The organism is Adhaeribacter swui, assembly GCF_014217805.1.
Taxonomy (GTDB): domain Bacteria; phylum Bacteroidota; class Bacteroidia; order Cytophagales; family Hymenobacteraceae; genus Adhaeribacter; species Adhaeribacter swui.
Window position 1 is genome coordinate 3,420,652 of the sequence record NZ_CP055156.1, and the last position, 23,552, is coordinate 3,444,203.

21 protein-coding genes are annotated in these 23,552 nt (G+C 43.0%); 9 read left to right on the forward strand and 12 right to left on the reverse strand.

Annotation, left to right across the window (positions count from 1 at the left end; translation table 11 throughout):
- Positions 1-18: 18 nt before the first annotated feature.
- Together HUW51_RS14450 and HUW51_RS14455 are read right to left on the reverse strand one after the other, a co-directional pair.
- A complete protein-coding gene (locus tag HUW51_RS14450; protein WP_185270345.1) occupies positions 19-750 on the reverse strand; it encodes a DUF4184 family protein in 732 nt (243 codons plus the stop codon).
- 569 nt (positions 751-1,319) lie between these two features.
- Entirely contained in the window at positions 1,320-1,835 is a 516-nt protein-coding gene (locus HUW51_RS14455) for a hypothetical protein (protein WP_185270346.1), read from the reverse strand.
- Positions 1,836-2,028: 193 nt separating this feature from the next.
- Between HUW51_RS14455 and HUW51_RS14460 the strand changes: the two genes are divergently transcribed.
- Genes HUW51_RS14460 through HUW51_RS14470 form a run of 3 tightly spaced genes read left to right on the forward strand, consistent with a single transcriptional unit; the run spans position 2,029 to position 4,375 of the window.
- Positions 2,029-2,502 carry an ATP-dependent zinc protease family protein gene (locus HUW51_RS14460; protein WP_185270347.1) on the forward strand — a complete coding sequence of 158 codons (474 nt, stop codon included), beginning with the start codon at positions 2,029-2,031 and terminating at the stop codon, positions 2,500-2,502.
- Positions 2,499-3,413 carry a 30S ribosomal protein S6--L-glutamate ligase gene (gene rimK, locus HUW51_RS14465; protein WP_185270348.1) on the forward strand — a complete coding sequence of 305 codons (915 nt, stop codon included), beginning with the start codon at positions 2,499-2,501 and terminating at the stop codon, positions 3,411-3,413. The genes HUW51_RS14460 and rimK overlap by 4 nt, the downstream gene beginning before the upstream one ends.
- Positions 3,413-4,375, forward strand: a complete 963-nt coding sequence (locus tag HUW51_RS14470) for a succinylglutamate desuccinylase/aspartoacylase family protein (RefSeq protein ID WP_185270349.1) — start codon at positions 3,413-3,415, stop codon at positions 4,373-4,375. The genes rimK and HUW51_RS14470 overlap by 1 nt, the downstream gene beginning before the upstream one ends.
- A 26-nt stretch (positions 4,376-4,401) precedes the next feature.
- Here the strand turns inward: HUW51_RS14470 and HUW51_RS14475 are convergent, their stop codons facing one another.
- The 4 genes from HUW51_RS14475 to HUW51_RS14490 form a co-directional block, all read right to left on the reverse strand.
- Positions 4,402-5,193, reverse strand: a complete 792-nt coding sequence (locus HUW51_RS14475; protein WP_185270350.1) for a sensor histidine kinase — start codon at positions 5,191-5,193, stop codon at positions 4,402-4,404.
- Positions 5,194-6,006: 813 nt separating this feature from the next.
- Complete coding sequence (locus HUW51_RS14480) at positions 6,007-6,681, reverse strand: response regulator transcription factor (protein WP_185270351.1); 675 nt, start codon at positions 6,679-6,681, stop codon at positions 6,007-6,009.
- Between the two features lie 223 nt (positions 6,682-6,904).
- Complete coding sequence (locus tag HUW51_RS14485; protein WP_185270352.1) at positions 6,905-7,696, reverse strand: SAM-dependent methyltransferase; 792 nt, start codon at positions 7,694-7,696, stop codon at positions 6,905-6,907.
- Between the two features lie 163 nt (positions 7,697-7,859).
- Positions 7,860-8,549, reverse strand: a complete 690-nt coding sequence (locus HUW51_RS14490) for an oxidoreductase (protein WP_185270353.1) — start codon at positions 8,547-8,549, stop codon at positions 7,860-7,862.
- A gap of 733 nt (positions 8,550-9,282) precedes the next feature.
- Here HUW51_RS14490 and HUW51_RS14495 point away from each other — a divergent pair.
- The 6 genes from HUW51_RS14495 to HUW51_RS14520 all read left to right on the forward strand — a co-directional run bounded on the left by HUW51_RS14495 (position 9,283) and on the right by HUW51_RS14520 (position 15,985).
- Positions 9,283-9,699, forward strand: a complete 417-nt coding sequence (locus HUW51_RS14495; RefSeq protein ID WP_185270354.1) for a hypothetical protein — start codon at positions 9,283-9,285, stop codon at positions 9,697-9,699.
- Positions 9,700-9,872: 173 nt separating this feature from the next.
- Positions 9,873-11,081, forward strand: coding sequence for a hypothetical protein (locus tag HUW51_RS14500; protein WP_185270355.1), 1,209 nt, complete (start codon positions 9,873-9,875; stop codon positions 11,079-11,081).
- A 27-nt stretch (positions 11,082-11,108) separates the two neighbouring features.
- Positions 11,109-11,783 (forward strand): T9SS type A sorting domain-containing protein, encoded by a 675-nt coding sequence (locus tag HUW51_RS14505; RefSeq protein ID WP_185270356.1) that lies wholly within the window; start codon positions 11,109-11,111, stop codon positions 11,781-11,783.
- A 195-nt stretch (positions 11,784-11,978) separates the two neighbouring features.
- A complete protein-coding gene (locus HUW51_RS14510) occupies positions 11,979-12,131 on the forward strand; it encodes a hypothetical protein (protein WP_185270357.1) in 153 nt (50 codons plus the stop codon).
- 191 nt (positions 12,132-12,322) lie between these two features.
- Positions 12,323-12,682, forward strand: a complete 360-nt coding sequence (locus HUW51_RS14515) for a DUF4180 domain-containing protein (RefSeq protein WP_185270358.1) — start codon at positions 12,323-12,325, stop codon at positions 12,680-12,682.
- A gap of 267 nt (positions 12,683-12,949) precedes the next feature.
- Entirely contained in the window at positions 12,950-15,985 is a 3,036-nt protein-coding gene (locus HUW51_RS14520) for a hybrid sensor histidine kinase/response regulator transcription factor (RefSeq protein WP_185270359.1), read from the forward strand.
- Positions 15,986-16,229: 244 nt separating this feature from the next.
- Here HUW51_RS14520 and HUW51_RS14525 read toward each other — a convergent pair whose 3' ends face one another.
- From HUW51_RS14525 to HUW51_RS14550, 6 genes are all read right to left on the reverse strand, one after another.
- The gene (locus HUW51_RS14525) at positions 16,230-17,072 is read right to left on the reverse strand and encodes a CvfB family protein (RefSeq protein ID WP_185270360.1); all 843 of its coding nucleotides are present in this window, start codon (positions 17,070-17,072) and stop codon (positions 16,230-16,232) included.
- A gap of 403 nt (positions 17,073-17,475) precedes the next feature.
- A complete protein-coding gene (locus tag HUW51_RS14530; protein ID WP_185270361.1) occupies positions 17,476-19,767 on the reverse strand; it encodes a TonB-dependent receptor in 2,292 nt (763 codons plus the stop codon).
- 557 nt (positions 19,768-20,324) lie between these two features.
- Entirely contained in the window at positions 20,325-21,029 is a 705-nt protein-coding gene (locus tag HUW51_RS14535) for a DUF4097 family beta strand repeat-containing protein (protein ID WP_185270362.1), read from the reverse strand.
- A 32-nt stretch (positions 21,030-21,061) separates the two neighbouring features.
- The gene (locus HUW51_RS14540) at positions 21,062-21,976 is read right to left on the reverse strand and encodes a DUF4097 family beta strand repeat-containing protein (RefSeq protein WP_228466646.1); all 915 of its coding nucleotides are present in this window, start codon (positions 21,974-21,976) and stop codon (positions 21,062-21,064) included.
- Positions 21,977-22,097: 121 nt separating this feature from the next.
- A complete protein-coding gene (locus HUW51_RS14545) occupies positions 22,098-22,868 on the reverse strand; it encodes a HEAT repeat domain-containing protein (protein ID WP_185270363.1) in 771 nt (256 codons plus the stop codon).
- Positions 22,855-23,367, reverse strand: coding sequence for an RNA polymerase sigma factor (locus tag HUW51_RS14550; protein WP_185270364.1), 513 nt, complete (start codon positions 23,365-23,367; stop codon positions 22,855-22,857). Before HUW51_RS14550 ends, HUW51_RS14545 begins: the two co-directional genes overlap by 14 nt.
- Positions 23,368-23,552 lie beyond the last annotated feature (185 nt).

The following is a 23,552-nucleotide window of genomic DNA, read 5'->3' on the forward strand; positions in this document are numbered from 1 at the left end:
TTTCGTAAGATTCTAAAGCTATTTATTAGAAGTTTGATTGGAAACTAACGAGGCTAGAATTATACTGAGCATGGCGGCCGAAATGAAGGTTACCACCACGTTCCCGTACTGATTTAATTCTAAGCCCATGATAAATTGTAGGCTAACCAGCAAAACCGTAAAAGCTACTACTACCAGCCAATATATTAGAAAATTCTTGTTTTTGGATACTTTTTCAGCAGAAAGATTGCTAATAACGGCCAGAATAAGCAACAGACCCAATAACGAACTTCCGTGTTGTAAAAGCTTATAAACTGGTATATTACTTTTATTTATAGATACTGCCTGCGATAAAATTTTAAAATTTTCTACAAAAAAGCCATGGTGGTGGGTAAAGCTATCCCATAAAATATGACTAGCCGTTCCTATTAAAATAGAAAAAAGCACTACGCCGTAGCGCTTTTGGAAATAGTTAAGCCAATCCAAATTTTTAAATTTTAGCAAGCGTGCTTTAAAATAGCCGGGTAAATTTTCTAACATAGCTTTTTTAATAATCACGTGATACGCTAAACTCAAAGCCAAAGCTACCGGCAGATTAAACCAGAAAATGCCTGGCAACGTGTGGCTGTACACACTTAATACTTGCGCCCGGAAAAAATATTCGAAATCGGGTGCTAAGCTTCCGGCTACTAATCCGGTTAACGATACGCGATATTTAGGTAAATAAGCACCAGCCAGTACAATAGCCGGATGAGCAAACGTAAAAGGCATTCTGGTTTGTTTTGTTAGCAGTTTTATAACGTTTTGTTGTTCTAAAATTGCGTCTAAATGCCCGCTAAATGCTGATTAAAATTTGGACTCTAATTTTGGTAGTTGTATTGGTCAGTGCAAAGAAATTCTGGACTGCAACAATCCCTAATACCTGTAGTCAGGTAACTACTCGCAACTTACCCCAGTTTGGCTATTGAGGGCCTTCTGGATTCCGCGAATCTTTGGTTCCGGTGTGGCGCTAAGCCACATTCCGAGGTACGAGAAAAGGAAAAAGTAGCCCGCCCGAGTGCCCTGACGAGGCCCGCCGGCCATGAGGCAAACTCAGCTGGTTCAATTACAATAACACCTGAGTCTAGAGATGGGAACCGGCTTCAAATAAGTACCAAGACAAACTAAATTTTTAAAAATTTACATTTTAGCAGCTTGTTAAGCCAGAGACTTTACCTTATCGGTAGGCACAAGTTGGAAACCTTACACCATTGTGAAATTAGTCAGAAAGTAATTTTAAAAATCAACTATTTACTCAGCCTTCCTAGCTGATAACTTTTATCTGAACTATTGGTGTTCATTTATTTACTGGCCTGCCATTCCATGCGTTGAAATAAAAAATACCGGCCATTGATTTTTAAAGCTTCAAAGCGTAAAGCTAAGGGTTGGTTGTCGCGGGTGGTAAGGGTAGCCGTTACGGGAATTAAAGCTTTATTTTTTGAACTAGCATTTCCTGCCCGTACATCGCCTAAGGTAAGTTCGGCTAAATTTAACGTTTTGTCAACCCCGGCTTGAATAACGGCGTCAAAAGATTCGCGCAAACTGGCAGTTACATCATCGGCGGTTAAATCCTGCAGTACGGCTTGCATATCTTCCGATGATTTTTTCTGCAGACTACTCAGTTCCGTATCGGTGGGTACATATAAAGGCAATTGCTCAAAGTCGTTGTTTTGCAGTGCAGCGAAAACCACGTTGGCCAGTTCACTTACCGTGGCGGTGCCACGAGCGGCGGCCTGCTGCACCGGTAAAGAAACTGAATGAGAAATAACGGGTAGTGTTGGAAGGAATAAGGCAACTATAAAAAATAATTTTTTCATAAGGCTCTGTTAATAGCGTTCTCAGTACCAGTATATACGGCTAAGTCCCGGCGGCATGTTAATAATCCGCATAAATATTTATACGAGAAAAAGGCCGTTCTATTTACTTTTACCGTAATATGAGCAAGAATTTAAAACGATAGGAGTAATTACATCAGAGCCAAGCGCCATTAACTGTTTAACCTAAAGGAATATGCCCGTTAAAAAGGAGAAAAGAACAATTGGCCGACGCGAATTAATTGATTTTCCGGCGCTGGAGCTTTACGGAATAGAAGCTAAAATAGATACCGGGGCTTTTACCTCCGCCATTCATTGCACCGCCATTCACGAAATAACGTTGCCCGATGGCAGTACAATTATCCGTTTTAGTTTATTAGATCCCGGGCATCCGCAGTATCACCATAAAATTTTTGAATTTAAACAGTTTACCCAACGCGATATTAAAAGCTCCTTTGGCGAAGTACAGGAACGTTACATCATCCGGACGAAATTTCAATTGTTCGATAAAGTTATAGAAACCGAATTTTCGCTTTCGGACCGTAGCGACATGAAATATCCGGTTTTAATTGGCCGGTCGGCTATCCGGAAAGAATTTGTGGTGGATGTAGCGCACAAAAACCTATCGGCCAAAGCAAAATTTAAAAAGCAGAACAAAAAAAATATATGAAAATAGCCATTCTATCGCGGAACGCAAAACTTTACTCTACCCGACGGTTAGTAGAAGCAGCGCAGCAGCGAGGGCACGAAGTAGTAGTATTGGATCATTTAAAATGTGATTTGGTAATTGAAGCCGGCCAACCGGCCATTATATATAAAGGTGTAAAACTAACCGATATCGACGCCATTATTCCCCGGATCGGGGCTTCGGTTACTTTTTACGGCACGGCCGCGGTTCGGCAGTTCGAGATGATGAAGGTAAAAAGCGCCGTAAACTCCCAGGCCATTGTGCGGTCGCGGGATAAGTTGCGGTGTATGCAGATTTTATCGCGGGCGGGTTTAGGAATGCCCAAAACAGCTTTCACCAATTACTCGAAAGATGTAACGCAATTGATTGCCCAGGTAGGCGGTGCGCCTTTAGTAATTAAATTGTTGGAGGGTACGCAAGGTTTAGGTGTGGTACTGGCCGAAACCGATAAAGCCGCCGAATCGGTAATTGAAGCTTTTCATAATTTAAAAGCCCGTATTATCGTGCAGGAATTTATCTCGGAATCCAAAGGGGCCGATATCCGGGCATTTGTGGTTAACGGCGAAGTAGTAGGGGCCATGTTGCGGCAAGGCAAAGAAGGCGAATTCCGGTCGAACCTGCACCGGGGCGGCACCGGTCGCTTAATTAAACTGAGCCGCGCCGAGAAAACTGCGGCCCTGCTCGCGGCCAAAACCCTAGATTTAGCCATTGCGGGGGTAGATATGCTACAATCCAAAAGAGGGCCGCTTATTCTGGAAGTGAACTCTTCGCCGGGTTTAGAAGGAATTGAAAAAGCTACCAAAACCGATATCGCCCAAAAAATTATTGAGTATACCGAAAGTTTAGTCGAAAAGAAAAAAGAAAAGCGGGCCCCAAAAATTAGCAAAGAATAATGCCCAAACAAATTTGTATTAACGGCCAAGTGATTGCGCCCGGCGAAAACGTACAGACTCGCTTGCTGGTATCGAGTTTACCCAGCGGTACGGTAATTGATATTCCGGTGTACGTGTACCGGGCTATAGAAGACGGGCCCGTGTTGCTGTTAATGGCGGGTATGCACGGCGACGAGGTAAACGGCATAGAAACGATCCGGCGGATGATCCGGGGCAAAATGCTGTACCCGCAGCGCGGAACTATAATTGCCATCCCAATTTTAAATATCTACGGATTTTTAAATTTTTCGCGTGAAGTGCCCGATGGCAAAGATGTAAACCGTAGTTTCCCGGGGAGTAAATCTGGTTCTTTGGCTAGTCGCGTAGCTCACCGTTTTACTCAGGAAATTTTACCGTATATTGATTACGGCATTGATTTCCATACGGGTGGCGCCAGCCGCACCAATTACCCGCAAATCCGCTGTTTAATGGAGTACTCCGAGAATGAACGATTAGCACAAGCTTTCGGGGCACCTTTTATTTTAAACGCTAAACTCCGGGCCAAATCGCTGCGCAACGAAGCTTTTAAGCAAGGTAAATACATTATCGTGTACGAGTCGGGCGAGTCGTTGCGCTTAGATGAAATCGGGATCAGAATTGCTATTAAAGGTAGCTTGCAGGTAATGCAGGAACTGCAAATGAAGGAAGATCACTTGGCAAGGCTGCCGGTAAAACCTATTATTTGCGAAAAATCGAATTGGATCCGGGCTAAAGTTTCGGGTATTTTCCGGACGAAAGTTGCCATTGGGCAATTCATTAATAAAGAAGAAGTGTATGGAAGCCTGGCCGACCCGTACGGTGACATGCAAATTTCTTTAAAAAGCCCGTATACGGGTTATATTATCGGCCTCAATAACATGACCGTAGTAAACCAAGGCGATGCTTTGTTGCACATTGGTATACCGGCTACTCCCGCGTCATAACTTATATTTTATCTACTTACTACCGGCTACAAATTGGTTTTAGCCGAACTTTTTTTATAAACCGGGTTATTAGTGCTTTTTGTTTCCGGCACAGGTTCTAAGCTTTCCGTTAAATCTACCAGCAAGGTTATTTGCGTGCCATGCCCTTTATCCGATTCAATTTTTAAATTGGTATTTAATTCGGCGGCTCTTTGGTGCATGTTGGTTAACCCGTAATTTTCGTTTACATCTACCTGAGCGGGCTCAAAACCTATGCCGTTATCCTGTATTAATAATTGTAAATGTTTATCTGCCACGGTAATTAATTGCACTGTAAAAAAATTAGCCTGACTGTACTTTATAACATTGGTTATAGCTTCCTGCGCAATCCGGAAAATGTTAAGGGTTTGTACCGGGGTAAGTAAAATGGCCTCGTTGGTCTGCGATTTAAACTGATAACGCAAATTGCCTTGCGGTGGAATTAGTTGCCAAAGTAATTTCTGCAGTTTCTCGTTTAGCTCCCCCACGCGAATATGCTCTTTGCGGATGGCCCAGATCGTTTCGCGCAATTGGGTAATGGTTTGCCGGGTATATTCCCGGAGTTGCTCTATTTGGTGTTGTTGCTCAGAGCCCTGCCACATGTTTGGCGAATCTTCCAACCGGTTTACAATATAGGTTAGGTGCGAGCCCACATTATCGTGTAAGTCGCGAGCAATCCGTTCCCGCTCTAACTGAATTTTATGATCGGTTTCGAGCTGTTTGATTTTTAATTTTAATTTCTGCTGCAGAAAATACCAATTGATTACAAATACGGTACCTAAGAACAGTAAAATAACCATTATAAAAAACCACCAAACTTTCCAGGCAGGAGAATTAATTGTAAAAACAAACCGAATAGGCTGGTTAAAAGCTGCTTTTGGATGGATAAAATAAGTTTTTTGCCCGGAATTAAAGGCTATATTTTTTATTGGTTGATTACGAAGACTGGTAATAAGCTGATTTTTTAAGATGTAAGTTTCCGGGAGGGACTCTTTGAAGGCTTGGTCTAAATATGAGTGGCCTTGGGTGCGGATGACACTAAGCCCGGTATTTAACCAGCTAAAATCTTTAAAATTGCGGGAAACAAAGTATGCGGCAGCATTAGAAAGTTTTTTTTCAGGCTGCGCCCAGCCGCATCCTGCCTGAAAACAAAAGCTACTAATTAACCAAATTCGAAGGAGTAGATGCATGCACAGGTAAAAGTTTTACCAATTAGGTGGAGCGTAAATTTTTTAATACAATAATTTTTTAAGCAAGCTTATCAACGGCATTCTAGCAGAATAGCTCATTTTGGCATGTGTTATTTTCTTAACCCGATTTCATGATAATTGATTTACAGGTTTTTACATTTTTTTTTTAATTTTTTAAGAAACAGTTATTATACCGCTGCCTCATTTTAACCCATAGGTATAGCTATATACCGGTAACCGGGTAATTGTTACCTTTATACGGAGAAATCTTTAAAAATGAAGGCTGTTACCCGTTTAGATAAAGATTCTGATTGTAGAAATTGGATAGCTAACGCCGGACAGGTTATAAAAGATATTTTAATTTTTCCGGTATAAAATCTAGGAAGCCGCCTTTTAGCAGATTTTTAAATTTTTTAAATTTTATTACCGGCTAAACCATTTACGATCGACGGCCATTTTAGCGGCGGCCATTTTATTGTTTACGTGTAATTTCTGGTATATATTTTTGATGTGCGTTTGTACGGTATAAGTACTGATAAACAACTTTTCGGAGATGTTGTGGGAACTGTTGCCCGCCGTAAGTAACTCCAGAATTTCAATTTCGCGTTTTGATAAATTTCCTGGAATAGGCTCAGGGAGCGTAGGTTTACCCAAAGAGGCTTTGGTGGTATGCGTTCGTAAGAGCGTTAAGGCTTTTTTAGCTACTACCGGCGACATGTAAGCTTCGCCGGCCAGGGTGCCCCGGATAGCCTGCACAATTACCGCGGCCGGTTCCTCTTTTAATAAATACCCACTGGCGCCCGCTTGTATTGCCCGGAAAATAGTATCGTCATCGTCGGATACGGAAAGCATGATAACCTCCATGCGGGGAAATTGGGCTTTGACGTGGTAAGTAGTAGCAATGCCGTCGAGCGCCTGCATTTGAATGTCCATCAACACTACTTCCGGCAGATCAACAGGAGTCGTTTTTTGAATTTCTTCTAAAAATTTTAAACCACTCGCAAAGGTTTGTACGGTTAAACCGGGGTAAGATTGTAAACGCAGTTCTAAATTTTTGCGCAATGTCAGGTTATCATCTACAATGGCAATCTTAACCATAAGGTTTGCTTCTGAACGAGTAAAAATTTAAAAATTTTAGATTTTCATTAAAATAAACGGTTGCCAAAAGAGGCTTTTTTTGCCCGCTCGCATACCTTATACATTGCAAAAAATAAATTTGCTGGCCCGAGTTTACCTTAAATAGTGTTAGAATAGTAATACCCAGATGGATTTGCAACACAAATTATACCAGAATGGTATTTTGTAAATAATTATATGGTATTTAACTCTTATGTTTTGGTTTATACGATTGGAGATAGGCATTTTTTTGGGTGCGACGGGCAATAAGCCGGAAAAAAGAAATTAATCCTTGTTTATCATCGGCCAGGGCGCGGGCAAACGGGTCTTTAAATTTTTTATCTTCAAAGTCGCGGATGTACTCTTGCCGGATTAAATCGGCGGCCGGCAATGTTTCAGCAGTTTTTATCTCTACCAGGCCGGTTTTTTCCCAGAGTTGTTGCCACCAGGTTATGGCATGAATAAAATACCAGTAGTTCTGAAAATCTTTCCGTAAAAAGCCGGGCACTTCCTGCAGCGTAGTTATTTCGCGGGTAAAGCAAACATCGGCAATGGCTAAATAACCACTGGGTTTAATAAACTTACAGATGTAAGGCAAATATTTTTCGTCGGTGCCAAAGTACGTATATGAATCCACCACAATTACGGCATCAAAATATTCTTCCGGAAAAGGCAGTTCGCGGGCATTGCCTTGCAGCGGAAATACCTTATCGGCCAGACCGGCCTCCTGCACCCGTTCCAGGTTTTCGGTAGGCGATATAGCTTCGTCTACGGCCCACACCTGCACGCCGTATTCTTTTGCCAGAAAGATAGAACTGATAGCTTTGCCGCAGCCCAAATCCAAAACCCGCATGCCAGGTTTTAAATGCAGCTCCGAAGTAAGACTTTCTAAGTTAAATAAAACATTTTCGCCCATCGAATGCTCCCGTACCCATTGCGGATCGTAGTGGGCAGAACGGGGGAAAGTAGCGTATAATCTTTTTTTAGCAGCAGACATAACAGTTGTTTATGCCCGAGGTACGTAGAGAATTTAAGATTGGTTAACGGATGAGCAGTATTCCTGGGCACAAAAAAGAATCAGCGCCCGTAAAAATTTACTGTATGCTTGGCAAAACGTAATTTAAAATGCTACAAAGTTAATTTTTTGAATTTTTACTTTTCTACAAGGGCTCGGCTTGCAGTTTGGCCGTTGTGGCAATGCGGGCGTTGGGGTAAATGCTAATGCCGGCGCCATCTTGCGAGGCAGCGTATAACATGGCTTTAGCTACATCGCGGGCTTGAATAGGCTTATACGGGCGCAAGGGGCCCACAAAAATAAACGGCAGCACTTTGGCAACTACTTGGGCTACCTGTTCTCCCAAACGTTTTTCGGAGCGTTGCCCCAGCAGCAACGACGGCTGAAAAATATGAACTCCCAAAAAAGATAAGGGCTTAATGTCGGTTTCCATTTTGCCTTTTACCTGGTTATAAAAAATCCGGGATTTGGCATCGGCGCCCAAAGCCGACACGACCAGAAACTGCGAGGCAAAGTTAGCCGAGGTAATACGGGCTAGCTTCAGCACGTAAGTATAATCTACTTTATAAAAGTTGTCTTTAGAGCCGGCTTTATTGATGGTAGTACCCAAACAGCAGTATACATCGTCGGCGATTAAACCCGGGGCGTAACTTTCCAGAATATCAAAATCTACTTGTTTCTGCTCTAGCTTTGGGTGTTCCAGGGGCAAAAGTTTGCGGCCGATGGAAATTACTTTCCGGTAGCGGTTACTTTTCAGGAGCAAATCCAGGCAATGGCTGCCTACCAGGCCCGACGCCCCGGCAATAATAGCGGTTTTAGGAGCAGAAGAAATCATGCGTTATATCAGTATGAATGCGTATTCGGGAAGGAGCGGGTAAATGTTACCAAAGTAAAGGTATTTTCCGGATTTGTACCTGTTCCGTTTAGGTTCATTTTTTAAAAAATTACTCCGCCTACCTGAAAACAACCACTCCTGCCCCTCCTAAACTTAGGTGGGGAGTTGTTACCCCAAATAATCAACTGAGAAATAGAAGCGGCCAGCCTATAATAACCTGTTTTACCCATTGCAACGGGTGTAACATTTTGTAACACTATTGTAACATCGGTTTCTCAATTAAAATAATCTGCCTGATTTTTTTCGGGTTTTAATTATTAATAAACCTATCCACCCGTTTTTTAATTCTTAGTCTTTTTTTAACGGTTTAGCGCCAAGTGTCTAGAGATTATTTTTTAAATATTTTTTATTTTAATCACTTTATTATTAGTAAGTTATATTAGTAAATTCCCTTTTTTATTCTGATATAATCCTCCCGGTTTCTGCTTTAAAGATTTAAGTTTTTCGCGGTTATTACCCGCCCTTTTTGGCTGCTTTTTTTAGATTTTTTCGGGTTTAAAACCGGATGTTACAATACTAACACAAACGGTTACAATGGTGCTAACACCTGCCTGTACCCGTGCTATACCTTTGTGTCGTCTTCAAAATACTTGCAAGTAAGACGCTCCAACAAATCAATCCTTAACGCTTTACAAAACCATTAATCAATCCAAATTTAAAACGCTAATCCATCATGAAAAAAGCAACATTTTTAAAAAATCAATTAATTACATCCGTAGCCTTTTACATTATAATAGTGGGCGGACTGTTGAGCGCCTGTAAAAACGACAAAGACGAGGTAGCGCCCGCCGGAGCTTTCGCGGGTAAATACACCGCCGAAGACAGTAGCAGCGACACCTATATCATGACCATCGAGAAGAAAGAAGGCAACAAGCTGATCATCCACAATTTTGGCGGCTTTATGTACGTGCCCATTCAGGCTACCGCCTCCGGTAACAACCTTACTATTCCGAAGCAAACCTTTAAAGAAAGCCATTTTGAATTAACCTTAAAAGGCACCGGCAATTTAGCCGGCGACAACTTACAGATTCATTACGAAGCTTCGGGCTCTACCAATTACGAAGAAGATATCTGGGCCGTCCGGAAATAGCTACGCAGCATACTTTTAGCTGATTACCCTGCCTGCGTTAAAGGTTGCGCTTACTTTAGATTTTCCTGGGTAAGCGTAATCCGGCCGGAAAGAACAAGTACCTTATTTTTTAAATTTTTAAAAATATCAAATTCTATACTTCAATCATCTTTCACTATCAATCCTTTTACTCCATGAAAACTATTAAAATTTTAGTTAGCGCTATGCTAACCATCCTGTTAAGCAATCATACTTCTTTTGGCCAGTATAATGTTTATTTTGCCGGTAAAAATGCGGGTGCGGTTAATACCGGCAGTTATAACTCCTTTGTGGGCTATTACTCGGGCCAGGTTAACACCTCCGGATTTCATAATACTTTTTTCGGAGCATTAAGCGGTTATTTAAACAAGACAGGCCGCTACAATACCTTTGTGGGCAGTCAGGCCGGGGCCAAAAACGAAACCGGCGAGGGAAATAGCTTTTTCGGGATGAATGCGGGCTACATAAGCCGGGGGAGCCACAACAGTTTCTTTGGCAAAGAAGCCGGCAGCCTTAACCAGGCCGATGGCCAAAGTTATTTTGGTTATCAGGCCGGCATGAACAATTATACCGGTTTAAGAAACAGCTTTTTCGGCGCTTATTCTGGCTACAGTAATACCTCCGGCTCTAACAACAGCTTTTTTGGTTACGAAGCGGGTAAAGCCAATACTACCGGGGGCGATAACGTTTTCTTTGGTTACCGGGCAGGCCAGGCCAACACCTCGGGAAATTCTAACGTGTTTTTAGGCCGCGATGCCGGGCCCAATAATACCTACGGTTTAAACAACGTATTCCTGGGCCGGGAAGCCGGCTGGAAAAACACCAATGGTAGTTTTAACGTTTTTGTGGGCCGTAACGCCGGCAAAATGAATGAAACGGGCAGTAGCAACGTGTTTATCGGGAATGATGCCGGTTACAACGAAAAAGGCTCCAGTAAACTATACATTGCCAATACCAGCACCACTACGCCTTTAATTTACGGCGAGTTTAACAACAATAAGTTAGTGGTAAATGGTTGGATGGGCATTGGTACCAACAATTCTTCCGGCGATTATAAGCTTTCGGTAAATGGTAAAATCCGGGCGAAAGGCCTGAAAGTAGAAACAGACTGGGCGGATTTTGTTTTTGCCGATAATTATAAGTTGCGTTCGCTGGAGGAAGTTGCGGCTTATATTAAGGAGAACAAACATTTACCCGACGTGCCTTCGGAAGCCCAGGTAGCCCAAGAAGGCGTAGACTTAGGCCCGATGCAGGCCACTTTACTGCAAAAAATAGAAGAACTCACTTTGTATTTGCTGCAAGCCCACGAAGAAACCAAGCAATTGCGCCACGAAGTAGAAACCCTGAAAGCAAGTAAAAACTAGGTTCGGGCTTTATTAAAGAATGGCATCATGAAAATACTATTTCTCTTTGTTTTACTACTTGCCGGCGCCTTGCCAATATGTGCCCAAATGCGCGCCCCGAAAGCAGCAACCGCCGAAAAACGAATTATCACTGCCACGGAAATTGCTGCGAAGAAAAAAAGCAGTCCGGCCCGTAAAAAAAGGGCTGGCGAGGCCGATGGTTCTGGCCAATATTTCCGGGCCCAGAGAGTGATTCAAACGCTGGGGCCGGTTTATTTAACCCCCGGAGAAGCTTTTACTTTTACTGCCGGCGACTCCATCGTACTTGGTCCGGGCTTTGAGGTAGATTCTACTACAGAGTTTACCGCCCAAATATACGCTTTACCCGCCGAAACCGCTCCTGCCCCGGAACTGGCTGCTACGCCTTCTAATGCTTTAAATGCTGCAGCAGATAATACGGGAAATCTGCAAGCTTTTACCTTATTCCCGAATCCGGCCAGCGAGCAGTTTCATATTCAGTACGAAGTAAATAAAACGGCGGTGGTAAGCGTGGCGCTGTATACCCTGGAGGGGACTCCGGTGCAGCAATTTGTAACGGCGCAACAACAAGAACCGGGTAGTTATAAGTTGGCTTTGCCGGTAACCCAGATAGCCAGCGGCGTGTACGTGGTGGCTTTAAAAATAGACAGTAAAACCATTAGCCAACGCGTGGTTATTCGCTAAATCGTTATTTGTTATTTGTAATTTTTGTATTCTAATTATTTGCGGTAGCGGCAACCAAAATTTAAAAATTTAAAATTTTCGACTTATTGATTATTCCGTCTTCAGGGTATAGCTTTGGCTATGCCCTGAACCGCTGGAAGTAAATTTTTTAAATTTAAAAATTCGAGCTGCCATTCAATTATTCCTATGATGACTATGGAAAAATTTACCCGGTTGGTATTTGCCGCGTTTGCGTTAGCCATTATTCTTTATTTAACGGCCTGCGCACCCACAAGCTTAGCACCCGAAAACAACAACTCCCCAAAACTGGGGTGGCGCAATAATTTGCCTATTCCTTTATCTTGCTAATTTTAAAAAATCAGGACGGAGCCGCTGGTTTAGATAAAAAGTAACAACCAGGATTAGTTGTTTTATCCGGATGAGGTACAGGTATTTTACTTGTTACCTCTTTCCTGTTTTAATAAAGTACTTACCTTTCCATGGATTTTATATTTTTAAAATTTTAAATTTTTAAAATTTTCAGTCTGATCAAACTTGTTATGGAGATTAATTTAATACAAGCCCAGGGAGTAAATATGGCGGAAGTTACCGGCAACGGTGTAGAAATTAAAAACAACCAGGATGCTTTAGATTTAATGGCTAATTGCGGTTACCAGGGCGCCGACGGTATTATTTTGCGTGCCGAAAATATAACTCCCGATTTTTTTGATTTAAAAACCGGAATCGCCGGCGAAATTCTGCAGAAGTTTTCTACGTATAACATGAGGCTGGCCATCGTGGGCGATTTTTCTAAGTTCAGCAGCAAAAGCTTAAAAGACTTTATGTACGAGAGCAACAAAATAGGCCGGATTAATTTTGTGGGTTCCCTGGAAGAGGCCAAAGCCAAATTAGCGAACTAAACGAAAGGCGATAAATTGAAGACCAGCCCCAATAATTTGCTTTGCGATTAAAGATAAAAGCATTCGCGTTAAAGGCCGGCAATACGAATTTGCTTAAGGTGCGTTTAATGGTTGTTTTATATAAGCATAATTTGTATTTACCTGATTGTTTTACCTTTACAAGTGCTTTGTTTTTCTAAAATCCCGAAATACTTAGCTTATTTCTTTGGGAATAGTTAAATAATGGTATACCTTTTACAAAGATTTACTATTACTTATCTAATACCCGTGAAAGCTGTTATTTTATCCTGCCTGATCTGCTGTTGGTTGGTGGTATGTTTGCCGGTTTTCGCCCAGCCCGGTAAAATAGATAGCCTCGAAAAAGTATTGGCCACAACGCGCCCCGACACTAACCGGGTAATTATTTTAAATAAATTATCGGGCCAGTACCGCTCCTGGACCAGCAATTTAGACCAAAGCAAAGCCTTGGCCTTAGAGGGGTTGCAGCTAGCTAAAAAAATAAATTTTTTGCAAGGCATTGGTACGAGCTACACCTGTTTAGGCAATTATTACTATAAATTAAACCAGACCCAGCCAGCCCTAAACAACTTCCGGAAAGCGCTGCACTACTATAACCAAGCCCACGACGAAAAAGGCATAGGGGTAAGCTACTCCAACCTGGCCATGATTTACGAAGATACCGGCAACTATACCCAAGCCCTCGAATTTTATTTAAAAAGTTTAAAAATCGCCGAAGCAAGAAACGACCCGGAAGCCCAGGGCCTTATTTATAGTTACCTGGGCGTAATGCTGCAAAACCAAAAAAAATACAAACAATCGCTGGGTTATAATTTTAAAGCCATTAAACTTTTAGGTGCGGTAAATAACTTACCCAGTAAAGCTTATGCTTTAAATTGCATCGGTAATACTTACCGCGAATGGCACCAATACCAGCAAGCGGTAAATTACCTGCAACAAGCCCAGGAAATATTTGATACTTTTAAAATTGCGCGCGGGCAGGTAGGTAGTTACAATAATCTGGGCCTGGTTAATTATAGTTTAAAACAATACGATCAAGCGTATGCCTACCACCAAAAAGCTTTAGCTATTAGCGAACCTAATCAGTTTAACAATTCCACGATAGTGGCGTTGCATGGCATGGGGGCGGTATTGCTGCAGAAAAAACAAGCCAATGCGGCTATTCCGCTGTATCAAAAATCTTTAAAAATTGCCTCCGAACACCACTTGGTACTGGATAAACTGGATGCTTATAAGGGCTTAACGGAAGCATACGCGCAGAACCAGAATTATGCCGCGGCTTTTGCCATGCAAACCAAAGCCAGCGCTTTAAAAGATTCTATCTTTAACGACCAGAATACCCACGAAATAGCCCAGCTACAAGCCAATTACCAGGTCGAGAAAAAACAGGCCGAAATTGAATTATTAAAAAAAGACCAGCAACGCGAAGATTTAATCCGGAATATATCGCTGGCTGGGTTATTAGCTGCGCTCTTGTTCGGGGCTTTATTATACAGCCGCCAGCGTTTAAAAATTAAACAGGATAAGTTACTGGTGGCCAAAAGCAAAGAACTGGCCAGCAAAAACAAAGAATTAGCCGGTAAAAACGCACAACTAGAAGCTTTGGCCCAGGTACTAGAACTACAAGCGCAGGAACTGGAACAGCAAACTTTAAAATTGCAGGAACTCGACCAGGTAAAATCTACTTTTTTCGCCAATATTTCGCACGAATTCCGGACGCCGCTTACTATTATTTTGGGCAGTTTGTCGGATAAAATAGTGCAACTCCGCCATCAACCGCCACCCGTGAACCTTACCCTGGAAGAAAAAGAAGTACGGGCCATACACCGCAATGCCCAGCGTTTGCTCGAGTTAATTAATCAACTGCTGGATTTATCGAAGCTGGAATCCGGGCAATTAACGCTGCAACCCCAGGCCGGCGATTTAATGCAGTTTTTCCGGATGCTGGCAGGTTCGTTTTCGTCGTTGGCCGAGTTCCGGCGGATTAAGTTTGATTTTATTCTTCCGGAAACGCCGGCTTTTTTCCGGTTCGATGCCGATAAACTCGAAAAGATTTTCTCGAACTTACTTTCCAATGCCTTTAAGTTTTCGCCGGACGGAGGTGAAATTCAGCTAAAAGTAGAATTGTTTGCGGTGGTACCCGGCGGTGAATGGCTCATTCGGGGGCTGGTACAGGATACCGGACCCGGCATTGCCCCGGAGCAACTCGATAAAGTATTCGAACGGTTTTACCAGGGCTCCCAAAAATACACCAGCGACCAGCAAGGAACCGGAATTGGCCTGGCTCTGGTAAAAGAACTGGTGGCTTTACACGGCGGAAAAGTCTGGGCCGAAAACAGCCCTGCCGCCGGTGCCCGCTTTATCGTGCAATTGCCCTTGCTGGAAGCCCCGGTGCAGGAGCTAGCGCCCTTTTCATTAAATCTAGCCCCGGAGTTAAACCTTGCTGCCGCTTCTGCTAAAATAGAAATAGATATTGCTCCGGAGTTGGCGGCGGCAGCGGTAACGCAACCAGAAAAACCGGTATTGTTAATTGTAGAAGATAACCTGGATTTGCGGAGTTATATCCGGAAGCACTTAGAAAACGCTTATACTGTTCTGGAAAGTGAAAACGGCAGTTTAGGTCTGCAGAAAGCCGTAAGCCAGGTGCCGGATTTAATTATCAGCGATTTAATGATGCCCGAAATGGACGGTATGGCGCTTTGCCACCACGTAAAAACCGACGAGCGTACCAGCCACATTCCGGTTATTTTACTAACGGCTCTGGCTACTCCCGAGAGCAAATTACAAGGCCTGGAAACCGGCGCCGATGATTACCTGACCAAACCTTTTAACCCCCAGGAGTTGCAAATAAGAGTGCGCAACCTGGTAGAAAGCCGGCGGAAATTACGCGAGCGCTTCGGGAAAGAAATTTGGGTAAAGCCGCAGGAAATTACCGTATCGTCGGTAGATGAGAAATTTTTAGAGAAAGCAATAAAAGTAGTTGAAGAAAATCTGAGCGATTCCGATTTTGGAGCCGAGGAATTTAGCCGCGAAATAGGCATGAGCCGCATGCAACTGCACCGCAAGTTAACCGCCCTTACCGGCCAAAGTACCAGTGATTTTTTGCGGAGCATGCGCCTGAAAAGAGCCGCCCAGTTGCTGCAAGCCCGCGCCGGCAACGTATCAGAAGTAGCTTTTGAAGTAGGCTTTAACAGCTTATCGTACTTCTCTAAATGCTTTAAAGAACAATTTCAGGTGCAACCCAACGAATACCTGGCCCAACAAGAAAAAAGTGCCTTGGCTTAAATTAAGTCAAGCTTCCGGCTAATGTAGGTTGCTAAATATTTGGGGTAGTGTTATTTAAATTCTTGAAAAGTGATTTTTTAAAATTTTAGTTTTTTGAATTTATCTTAACGCGTTTGCCGCGCCTGAGGCAAATTGCTACACTAACCTGAGTTCGAGCTAAGAAAAGGACCAAAAAAAGGAGCCTTCTTAAAATTCTGAATTCCAGAAATTGAAATTTTTAAAAATATTTTAATTGAATTGTTGATTACTCTTCTAGCTGGCTGCTCAACGCAATGCCTTGCTCTTGCAAAACAATCTGGCCCTGGCGGTACAAGGTGCCAATGGCTTTTTTAAACGTTTTTTTGCTCATGCCCAGCGTTTGATAAATTTCGTCCGGATGGGAATGGTCAGATAAGGGCAGTTGGCCGTTGGTGGCGCGCAGTTTGTCCAGAATTATTTGGGCGGCATCTTTTACTTCCCCGAAACCGGTGCGCTGCAAGGTAACGTCTATTTTCTGGTCTTCCCGGATTTTTTTAACGTAGCCCTTGGTTTGTTCCCCAATACTTAACTCCCGGAACACTTCGTTTTTATACAGCATACCCAGGTACTGGTTATTAATGATTACTTTAAAACCTAAATCGGTGTAACCGGCTATGATTAAGTTTACTTCCTGCCCTTCGGTTAAGTTATCTACTTCTTTTTTTAAAAATTTCTCGTATTTGGCGGTGCCCACAATGCGGTCGGAGCTATCGTCGAGGTAAACGTAAACCACGTAGCTGCGGCCGGCCTGCATTTTGTCGCGCTGGTTATTAAAGGGCACAAATAAGTCTTTCTCCAGCCCCCAGTCCAGGAAAGCGCCGTATTGGTTGGTATCTTTTACCCGGAGCGCAGCAAAATCGCCTACTTTGGCTTTTGGTTCCAGCGTAGTGGCAATCATCCGGTCCTCGGAATCGCGGTAAATAAAAACGCGTAACAGGTCGCCTACGCGGGCATCGTCGGGTACGTATTTCGTGGGCAGTAAAATTTCCCCGTCTTCCGAATCCAGGTAAACGCCAAAATCTACTTCTTTTGCAATTTCCAGTTCGTTGTAATCGCCAATGGCTACCATGCTGTTTAATTAAATGTTAAATGATGATTACGTAAGAAGAAACAACTTAGTGTCAGGAACAAAATCTTGTTACGCGTTAGTTTTTGGTATATCGCTCAAAGCCAGGAATGTAACTGTTGCTTTATATTCTGCTGTATTTGCTACCTTACCAAGCGGTTGTTGAGAAAAAATGTATATCTAATAGCCGGCTTGTACTACCCGCCCCAAAGATAATAGCTAATTATGAAAGAGTAGCATAGAGTAATGGGTTTGAACAAAACCAGGTGGTTAATCTGGCAAATAAGGCTCTGCGTTTCCGGTAGATTTACTTAGATTTAAACGTATAATCTCTTAACCCTAAACTGTAGAATTTAAAAATCCCGCACGAAGTAAGTTGAGTAATTTAATAAATAGTTTGTAAAACTTAGAAAGAATACGTGATGCCCGCTTTTATAAAAAATGGCGAACCCGGCGTAAAGTTAATTTCCGTTACGGGTTCGGTTTCGTGCCGGAGCCGCGATTCGGTTTCGAACTGGGCTTCTTTCCATTCCTGGTTCAGCAGGTTTTCGGCGCTAATTTTAAATTCCAGTTTTTTAACGGTGTAAGCAGCTACGGCATCGAGTAAAAAATAACCGTCGGCGGTTAAGCTGTAATCTTCGTTAGCGGGGCGGTCGGCTACGTAGCGGTACCGCAAACTGCCCCGGAATTTATTCGGGGTTTGGTAAGTAAAACCACCCACGCTCGTAGCAGTAGGGGCAAGCGGAATGTAATAAGCGCCGGCATCGGTATGGCGGGCGCGGGGTTTAGCCAGGTTCACGTCGGCGTCGGCAAAAAGATTATTGGTGAGCTGGTAACGCGCCGAAAAATTCAGGCCATAGCGCCGGGTTTTGCCCGATGGTTCCACAATACCTTCGTCGCCCACGTACACTAATTCTTGCTCTAAATCCAGGAACCACAACGCCGCGTTCATAAACAAACGATCAAACGGTTTAAAGGTAAAGCCTAAATCGGTGCCAGTAGCTTTCGGTAAAATTCCGCGGGCATTAGGCTGCACCGAAACCCGGGCATCGTTGGAGTGAAAGCCCTGACCAGTATTTAAATAAACTTGTACGGCAGGGGAGAGGGCGTACGAAATATTTAACTTGGGGCTAAGCCGGTGGCGGTTCGCTTTTAGTACCGTAGCCAACGTGTCGTTCGGGAGTAGGTTCTGGTATTTAAAATAAAACTGATCGAAGCGTAAAGCGGCATTTACCGACAAGCGCGGCGATAGTTCCCAGGTTTCGCTTACGTAGGCAAAAGCATTAGCTTCGTTTATATTGCCTTTTTGTACTGGCGCTAAAAAAGTTTGGTTACGGTTGCGCGATAACTCCGAGCCGTTCACATCGTCGTAACGCAAGCCAAGCCCGATATCGCTCCGCAGCGGTTTGCCCAGTAAACTAAACTCTTTCTCTAAATTGCCCTGATACCCGTAAATGGTGCGTTTCTCGCGTTGCCGGATTTCGTCGCCGTTTACCGGATCGTTCAGAAACAAAGTAAAGTTAGAGTACAAATCAAAATCGTACTTTATCAGGTATAATTGATTTTTAAGGACGGCATCGTGCGCCAGCATTCTTTCTAAAGAAACGGTAGCGTTGTAACGCGCCGTGCTGCCGCCTTCGCTGCTATCGATGGCGCCGAACCGGCTGATAAGGCCTTGTTTTACCGCTCGTTCCGGAATCTGGCCCGAAGCGCCCCAGTTACTCCGGAAAGCCGAAAGTGAGGCGTTGATAATGGTTTTATCGTTGATAATAACTTGGTAACGGCCTAATACGTTGAAGCGATTTAAATCCTGGGGCAAATCAAAATACCCGTTGCTGAATAAATACTCGGCGGCTACGTAAGCGTTCTGATGATTCTGCCGGGCTGCTGGCCCTAGTACATTAAACATACCCAAGGCCCGGTAATTATCAAAACGGCCAGCTTCTAGTTTTAAACTGTTTTTATCCAGAGCGGTGCGGGTGCGAAAGTCGGCGTAACCGGCAGTGGCAAAATTGCCTTTATTGGCCTGGTACGGTCCTTTGCCAAAATCCACGGCCTGAATGGTTTCGGGAATTAAAAAATGCAGATCGGAATAACCTTGTCCGTGCGCGTGCGACACCATATTAACCGGCATGCCATCAGCAGTTAAGTTCATATCGGTGCCGTGGTCAATATCAAAACCCCGCAGAAAAATCTGTTCGGCTTTACCACCGCCCGCGTGCTGCGCTATAACTAAACCCGGTATAAAACGCAAAATTTCCTGGGAGTTCTGGAGAGGCCGCATTTGTAAATCTACCGCGCTGATAATATTCAGGGGCTTATCCTGCGTTGCCGAAACGGCTACTTCGGATAGTTGTAAATTGCCGGGTTCCAGGTGCGTAACTACTTTGGTTGGAGTTATACTGCTTACTTCTACGGTAGTCCGGCTTTGCACGTAGCCCAGGTAAGAAATCTGCAATTCATAGGCGCCATCGGCTAAGTCGGTGAAAATGTATACGCCAAAATTATCGGTGGTAGATATTTTAGGGGTGTTTAGTAGCTGTACGGTAGCCCCGGGTAAGGGAGTGTTGGTGTTTTTGCCGTATACTACACCCCGGATAGAAATTTTATGCGCCGATGCTGAAAAAGTGAGACATAGAAACCAAAAGAAAATACTTACTGCCAGGAAATTTTTAAATTTTTTATTTTCTGCAGCCATATACAGGTGGCTTATAACTTTAAAATTATAACTCATTTAAATGGTTTACTTAGGCAGGCACAAACAGAAAGCTTACCAATTTCGAGGTAAAAATAAGTAAATAATTCAGGAGATATTAAGATTAAAATACGCGGTAGTTGGTTGTTGTTAATTTAAATTGTTGTTTTTCAATACTTTGAATAAGTAACTTTAACCTCTAACCTATGGAATTAACCTGGCCCATTACTTATTAGTAACTGATGTTGATGTGCGCATTATATCCCGAACCATTCAAAAAAGATAATATTTAAAAAAAGCGTTACAAGCATGTAATTAAAGCTAAGCTATTGGTTTAATCAGAAAGCTTAATAAGCCGCAAGCCGAATTGACTTAACGCTGGCTATGCGTAAGGAAATGTGGTTATAACGGTTACTCTTTGTAAGGCTTTGAAAGTAAGAAGTTGATGAAGAAGTTGATGCTTCTGGATAAATAAAAAAGCAACTCCGGTAGGAGTTGCTTTCTAAAAATAGTTTAGCTGAAAAGTGGATTCGATAATTTTAGCCAGCATAGGAGAGCACTTATTCTTTCTTCCGGAAGTAAACGTTGTTGCTAATGGTTTCCAGGTTTACTTGTGGGCCGCCGCCGTTGAGATTGCCTTTTAACTGATAGCCCACCAGCGGAATTTCTTTTTGCTTGTTGGTAAAGGCAATGTTTAAATCGGAGTATACTTCGCCGGTAATGGTTTTTAATGCTACGGTTGCGCCTTTTTTGCCGGGCCAGTTCATGTCTACAAACCCACTAATAGATTTAGCGTTTACGGAGCCGGTTAATCCGTTTAGTTCTATGTTGCCGTTAATGGTATTTACTACCAGATTGCCCTCGCGGGGTACTTTAATTTCGTAATCAATTTGCGTACAGGTAAAATACTGCTGGCCATTATGGGAGTTGCGATTGCCTTTATTTTTGTTGTCCGGACAATCCTCAGCTTTGCCTTTTTTTAAAATTTCGTGATCCAGGTCAACGGTTACCTGGGGGCCACTGCTCTCCGAACTAAAATTTAACTTTAAAGCATTATTCAGCTTACCGGAATTAATGTTGTAAGTAACTTTTACGTATACTTCTTTTTTATCCCAGGCGGTAATTTTAATGGCATCACCAAATTTTAATTGTAAATCTATTTTTTGATTAGCGGCTACGGGTAAGGTTTTTTCTACTACTTGTTGCGCCAAAGCAATGGACAGTACCCCCCAGTTAGCCAGCATAAAAAGCAATAACTTTTTCATGATTTTTAAATTTAAAGGTGAGCGCTAGAAGTTTACTTGCTTTTGCGGATAAAAATATCACTGTTAATGGTGTAGATGTTCATTTCTACGCCGCCGCCGTTAGTTTTGCCCTCTACGGTACTGCTGCCAGCTATTTTCTGCAAATCGGTTTTTTCTTTGGGCAAAGCCATGTCAAAATCGGTATAAACTTCGCCGCTAATCGAACGCAGCTTCCAGTTGGCTTTGGTATTGGCAGGCAAGGTAAGATCAATTTCCCCGTCAACTACCGAAATAGACGAAGGCTTTTGCTGGTTAACATTTTTAAATTTTACTTGAATGCCGCCGTTGGTGCTGTTGGCTATTATGGGGCCCGATACGTTGTTGAGTTGCGCTTGGGAGTTGTTGAGTTTTAACTCTATTTCGCCGTCTACATCGTTTAGCTCAAAATCGCCGCCGTTCCAGTTGGCTTCGGTGTAACTTACCGCTACTTTTTTAGGCACCCGGATGGTGTATTTTCCGTCGGTTTTCTGGGCTTTTATAATCTGCAAAACATTGCCTTCGCGGGTTACCGATAAGCCCATGCCGGTATTATCTTCGCCGGAATTATACAGCGCTTTTAAACCTTTGGCCCGGGCCGGGGGAGCCTGATAATCGTTGGTTTCGATTATTACTTCATCCGAGTTGTGGCCCATAATTTTTACTTCGCTGCTGGCCATTACAATCCGCACCTGGTTGCCTGCATTATTGCCGATTTTTATTTTGTATTCCCGGCGCTCACTTGGCTGGGCATCCTGGTAATCTGCTTCTTGAATGGGATTTTCTACAGCCGCGTAGGCGTGGGTAATAGAAGTATCCAGTACCAGGTTAAAGTTAAATTCATGGGTATCTGCCTGTTTTTCAGTTGCCTGAGCCTGACCAGCGGGAATAAACAGAGCGCTAAAAGCCGTATATAGTAGTAACTTTTTCATAAGAATTAGCTGTAAAAAATGAGTTTAATTAAAGCAGGAAATACAGATTAAGAATAGCAGACTAGGCCTTCTGCTGCCACCATAACTGTTAATTTTTTAAATTTTTTGATTTTTAGATTTTCTAAATCAGAATGCCAATGGCTTGCTGCGCTTTTAGTTTAATAGTTGGCTGCAGATTGGGCTTTTGGGTTAATTTTTTAACCTGATCCACGGCTTGTTTTTCTTTTAAGGCCACCAGAATATCAATCAGCATGGCCTGCACATTCGGGTCGGTTTGAATTTGTAAGGATTGAATGTAAGCTTCGCGCACCATGGGTTGTTGCCGGTACTGAAACAAAGATTCGCAAGCCGCCAATCGCACGTTCACGTTCGGGTCGAAGTTCATAGCATTAATTAAAATCTGAATAATTTCTTTATCGGCCGGGGCTTTTTTAATTTTTCGTTGCACTACTAGTAATCGCTCCGAAGCGGTAGTACTCTCAGTGGCTTTGGGCGAAAGGATTTTTTTAAAATTTTGTACTTCCTGGCGCAAAGCGGCTACCTCGGGCTGGATAGTATTGTTCGTTATCTGCCGCGAACCAAACCAAAAGCCAATAACGAGTAAGGCTACGCTGGCGGCTACCTGCCACAACCAGTTAAAAGAATCGGGTTTCAGGAAAAAGCCGCGGCCTTTGGGTTCTTCTATTTTGGCGAACAACCAATCATCGTGGGTGTAGCCGGTAAGTTTTTCGTTCTGTTGCGCTTCCATAAACTTAAAATGTGCTTGCGCTGCTTTTAAACTGGGTGGTACTTCGGTTTGGGTAAAGTACTGGCGTAGGTAATTTTCTTCCTCCAGGGTAGTTTCCGCTTCGTAGTAGCGTTCCAGCAGCTCTTCTATATTATCCCACTTCATATTTTTCAATTTTTAAATAACGTTCGCGCACCCATTTGCGGGCTCTGGATAAATTAACCCGGATGGTATTGATGGGTAACTGCGTAATTTGTTCTATTTCTTCAAAAGAGTATCCTTCCACGTCGCGTAAGTGCAGAATCAATTTTTGCTGCTCCGGCAATTGGTCTACTAACTGGCGCATTACCTCGGCACTGTTGCTTAACTCATAACTCACGTGCGGCGATTGGGCCCCCGAGTCAATTTCCAGTTCGGCTACATCGGCCAGGTGTTTGGGCGCTTTTACCTTTAACTTATCCAGGCACAAATTTTTGGTTACCGTCATGGCAAAGGCTTCTACACTTTGGCAAGCTTCCAGTTTTTGCTGATTGGACCAAAGTTTCAGAAAGACTTCCTGTAGGGCATCTTCGGCTTCTTCGTGGTGGCGCAGCATGGTTTTGGCCAGCCGGAAAAGCTTGTCCCGGGTGGGTAAAACTTTCTGTTTAAACGTTTGTAAGTCCATTCAAAAACAAAGACGACACCAGCCCAAAAACATTACAGCAGATTTTAAAATTTTTAAAAAAGCAGAGGTGGTAGGTAGTTTATCAAAGCAGCTTTAACAAACAGTCCAACAAATTACATTTAATATTTAGTTGTAAATGACTGTAAACCAATTTACTTAAAAATTAAGATTTCCGCTTAACAGCT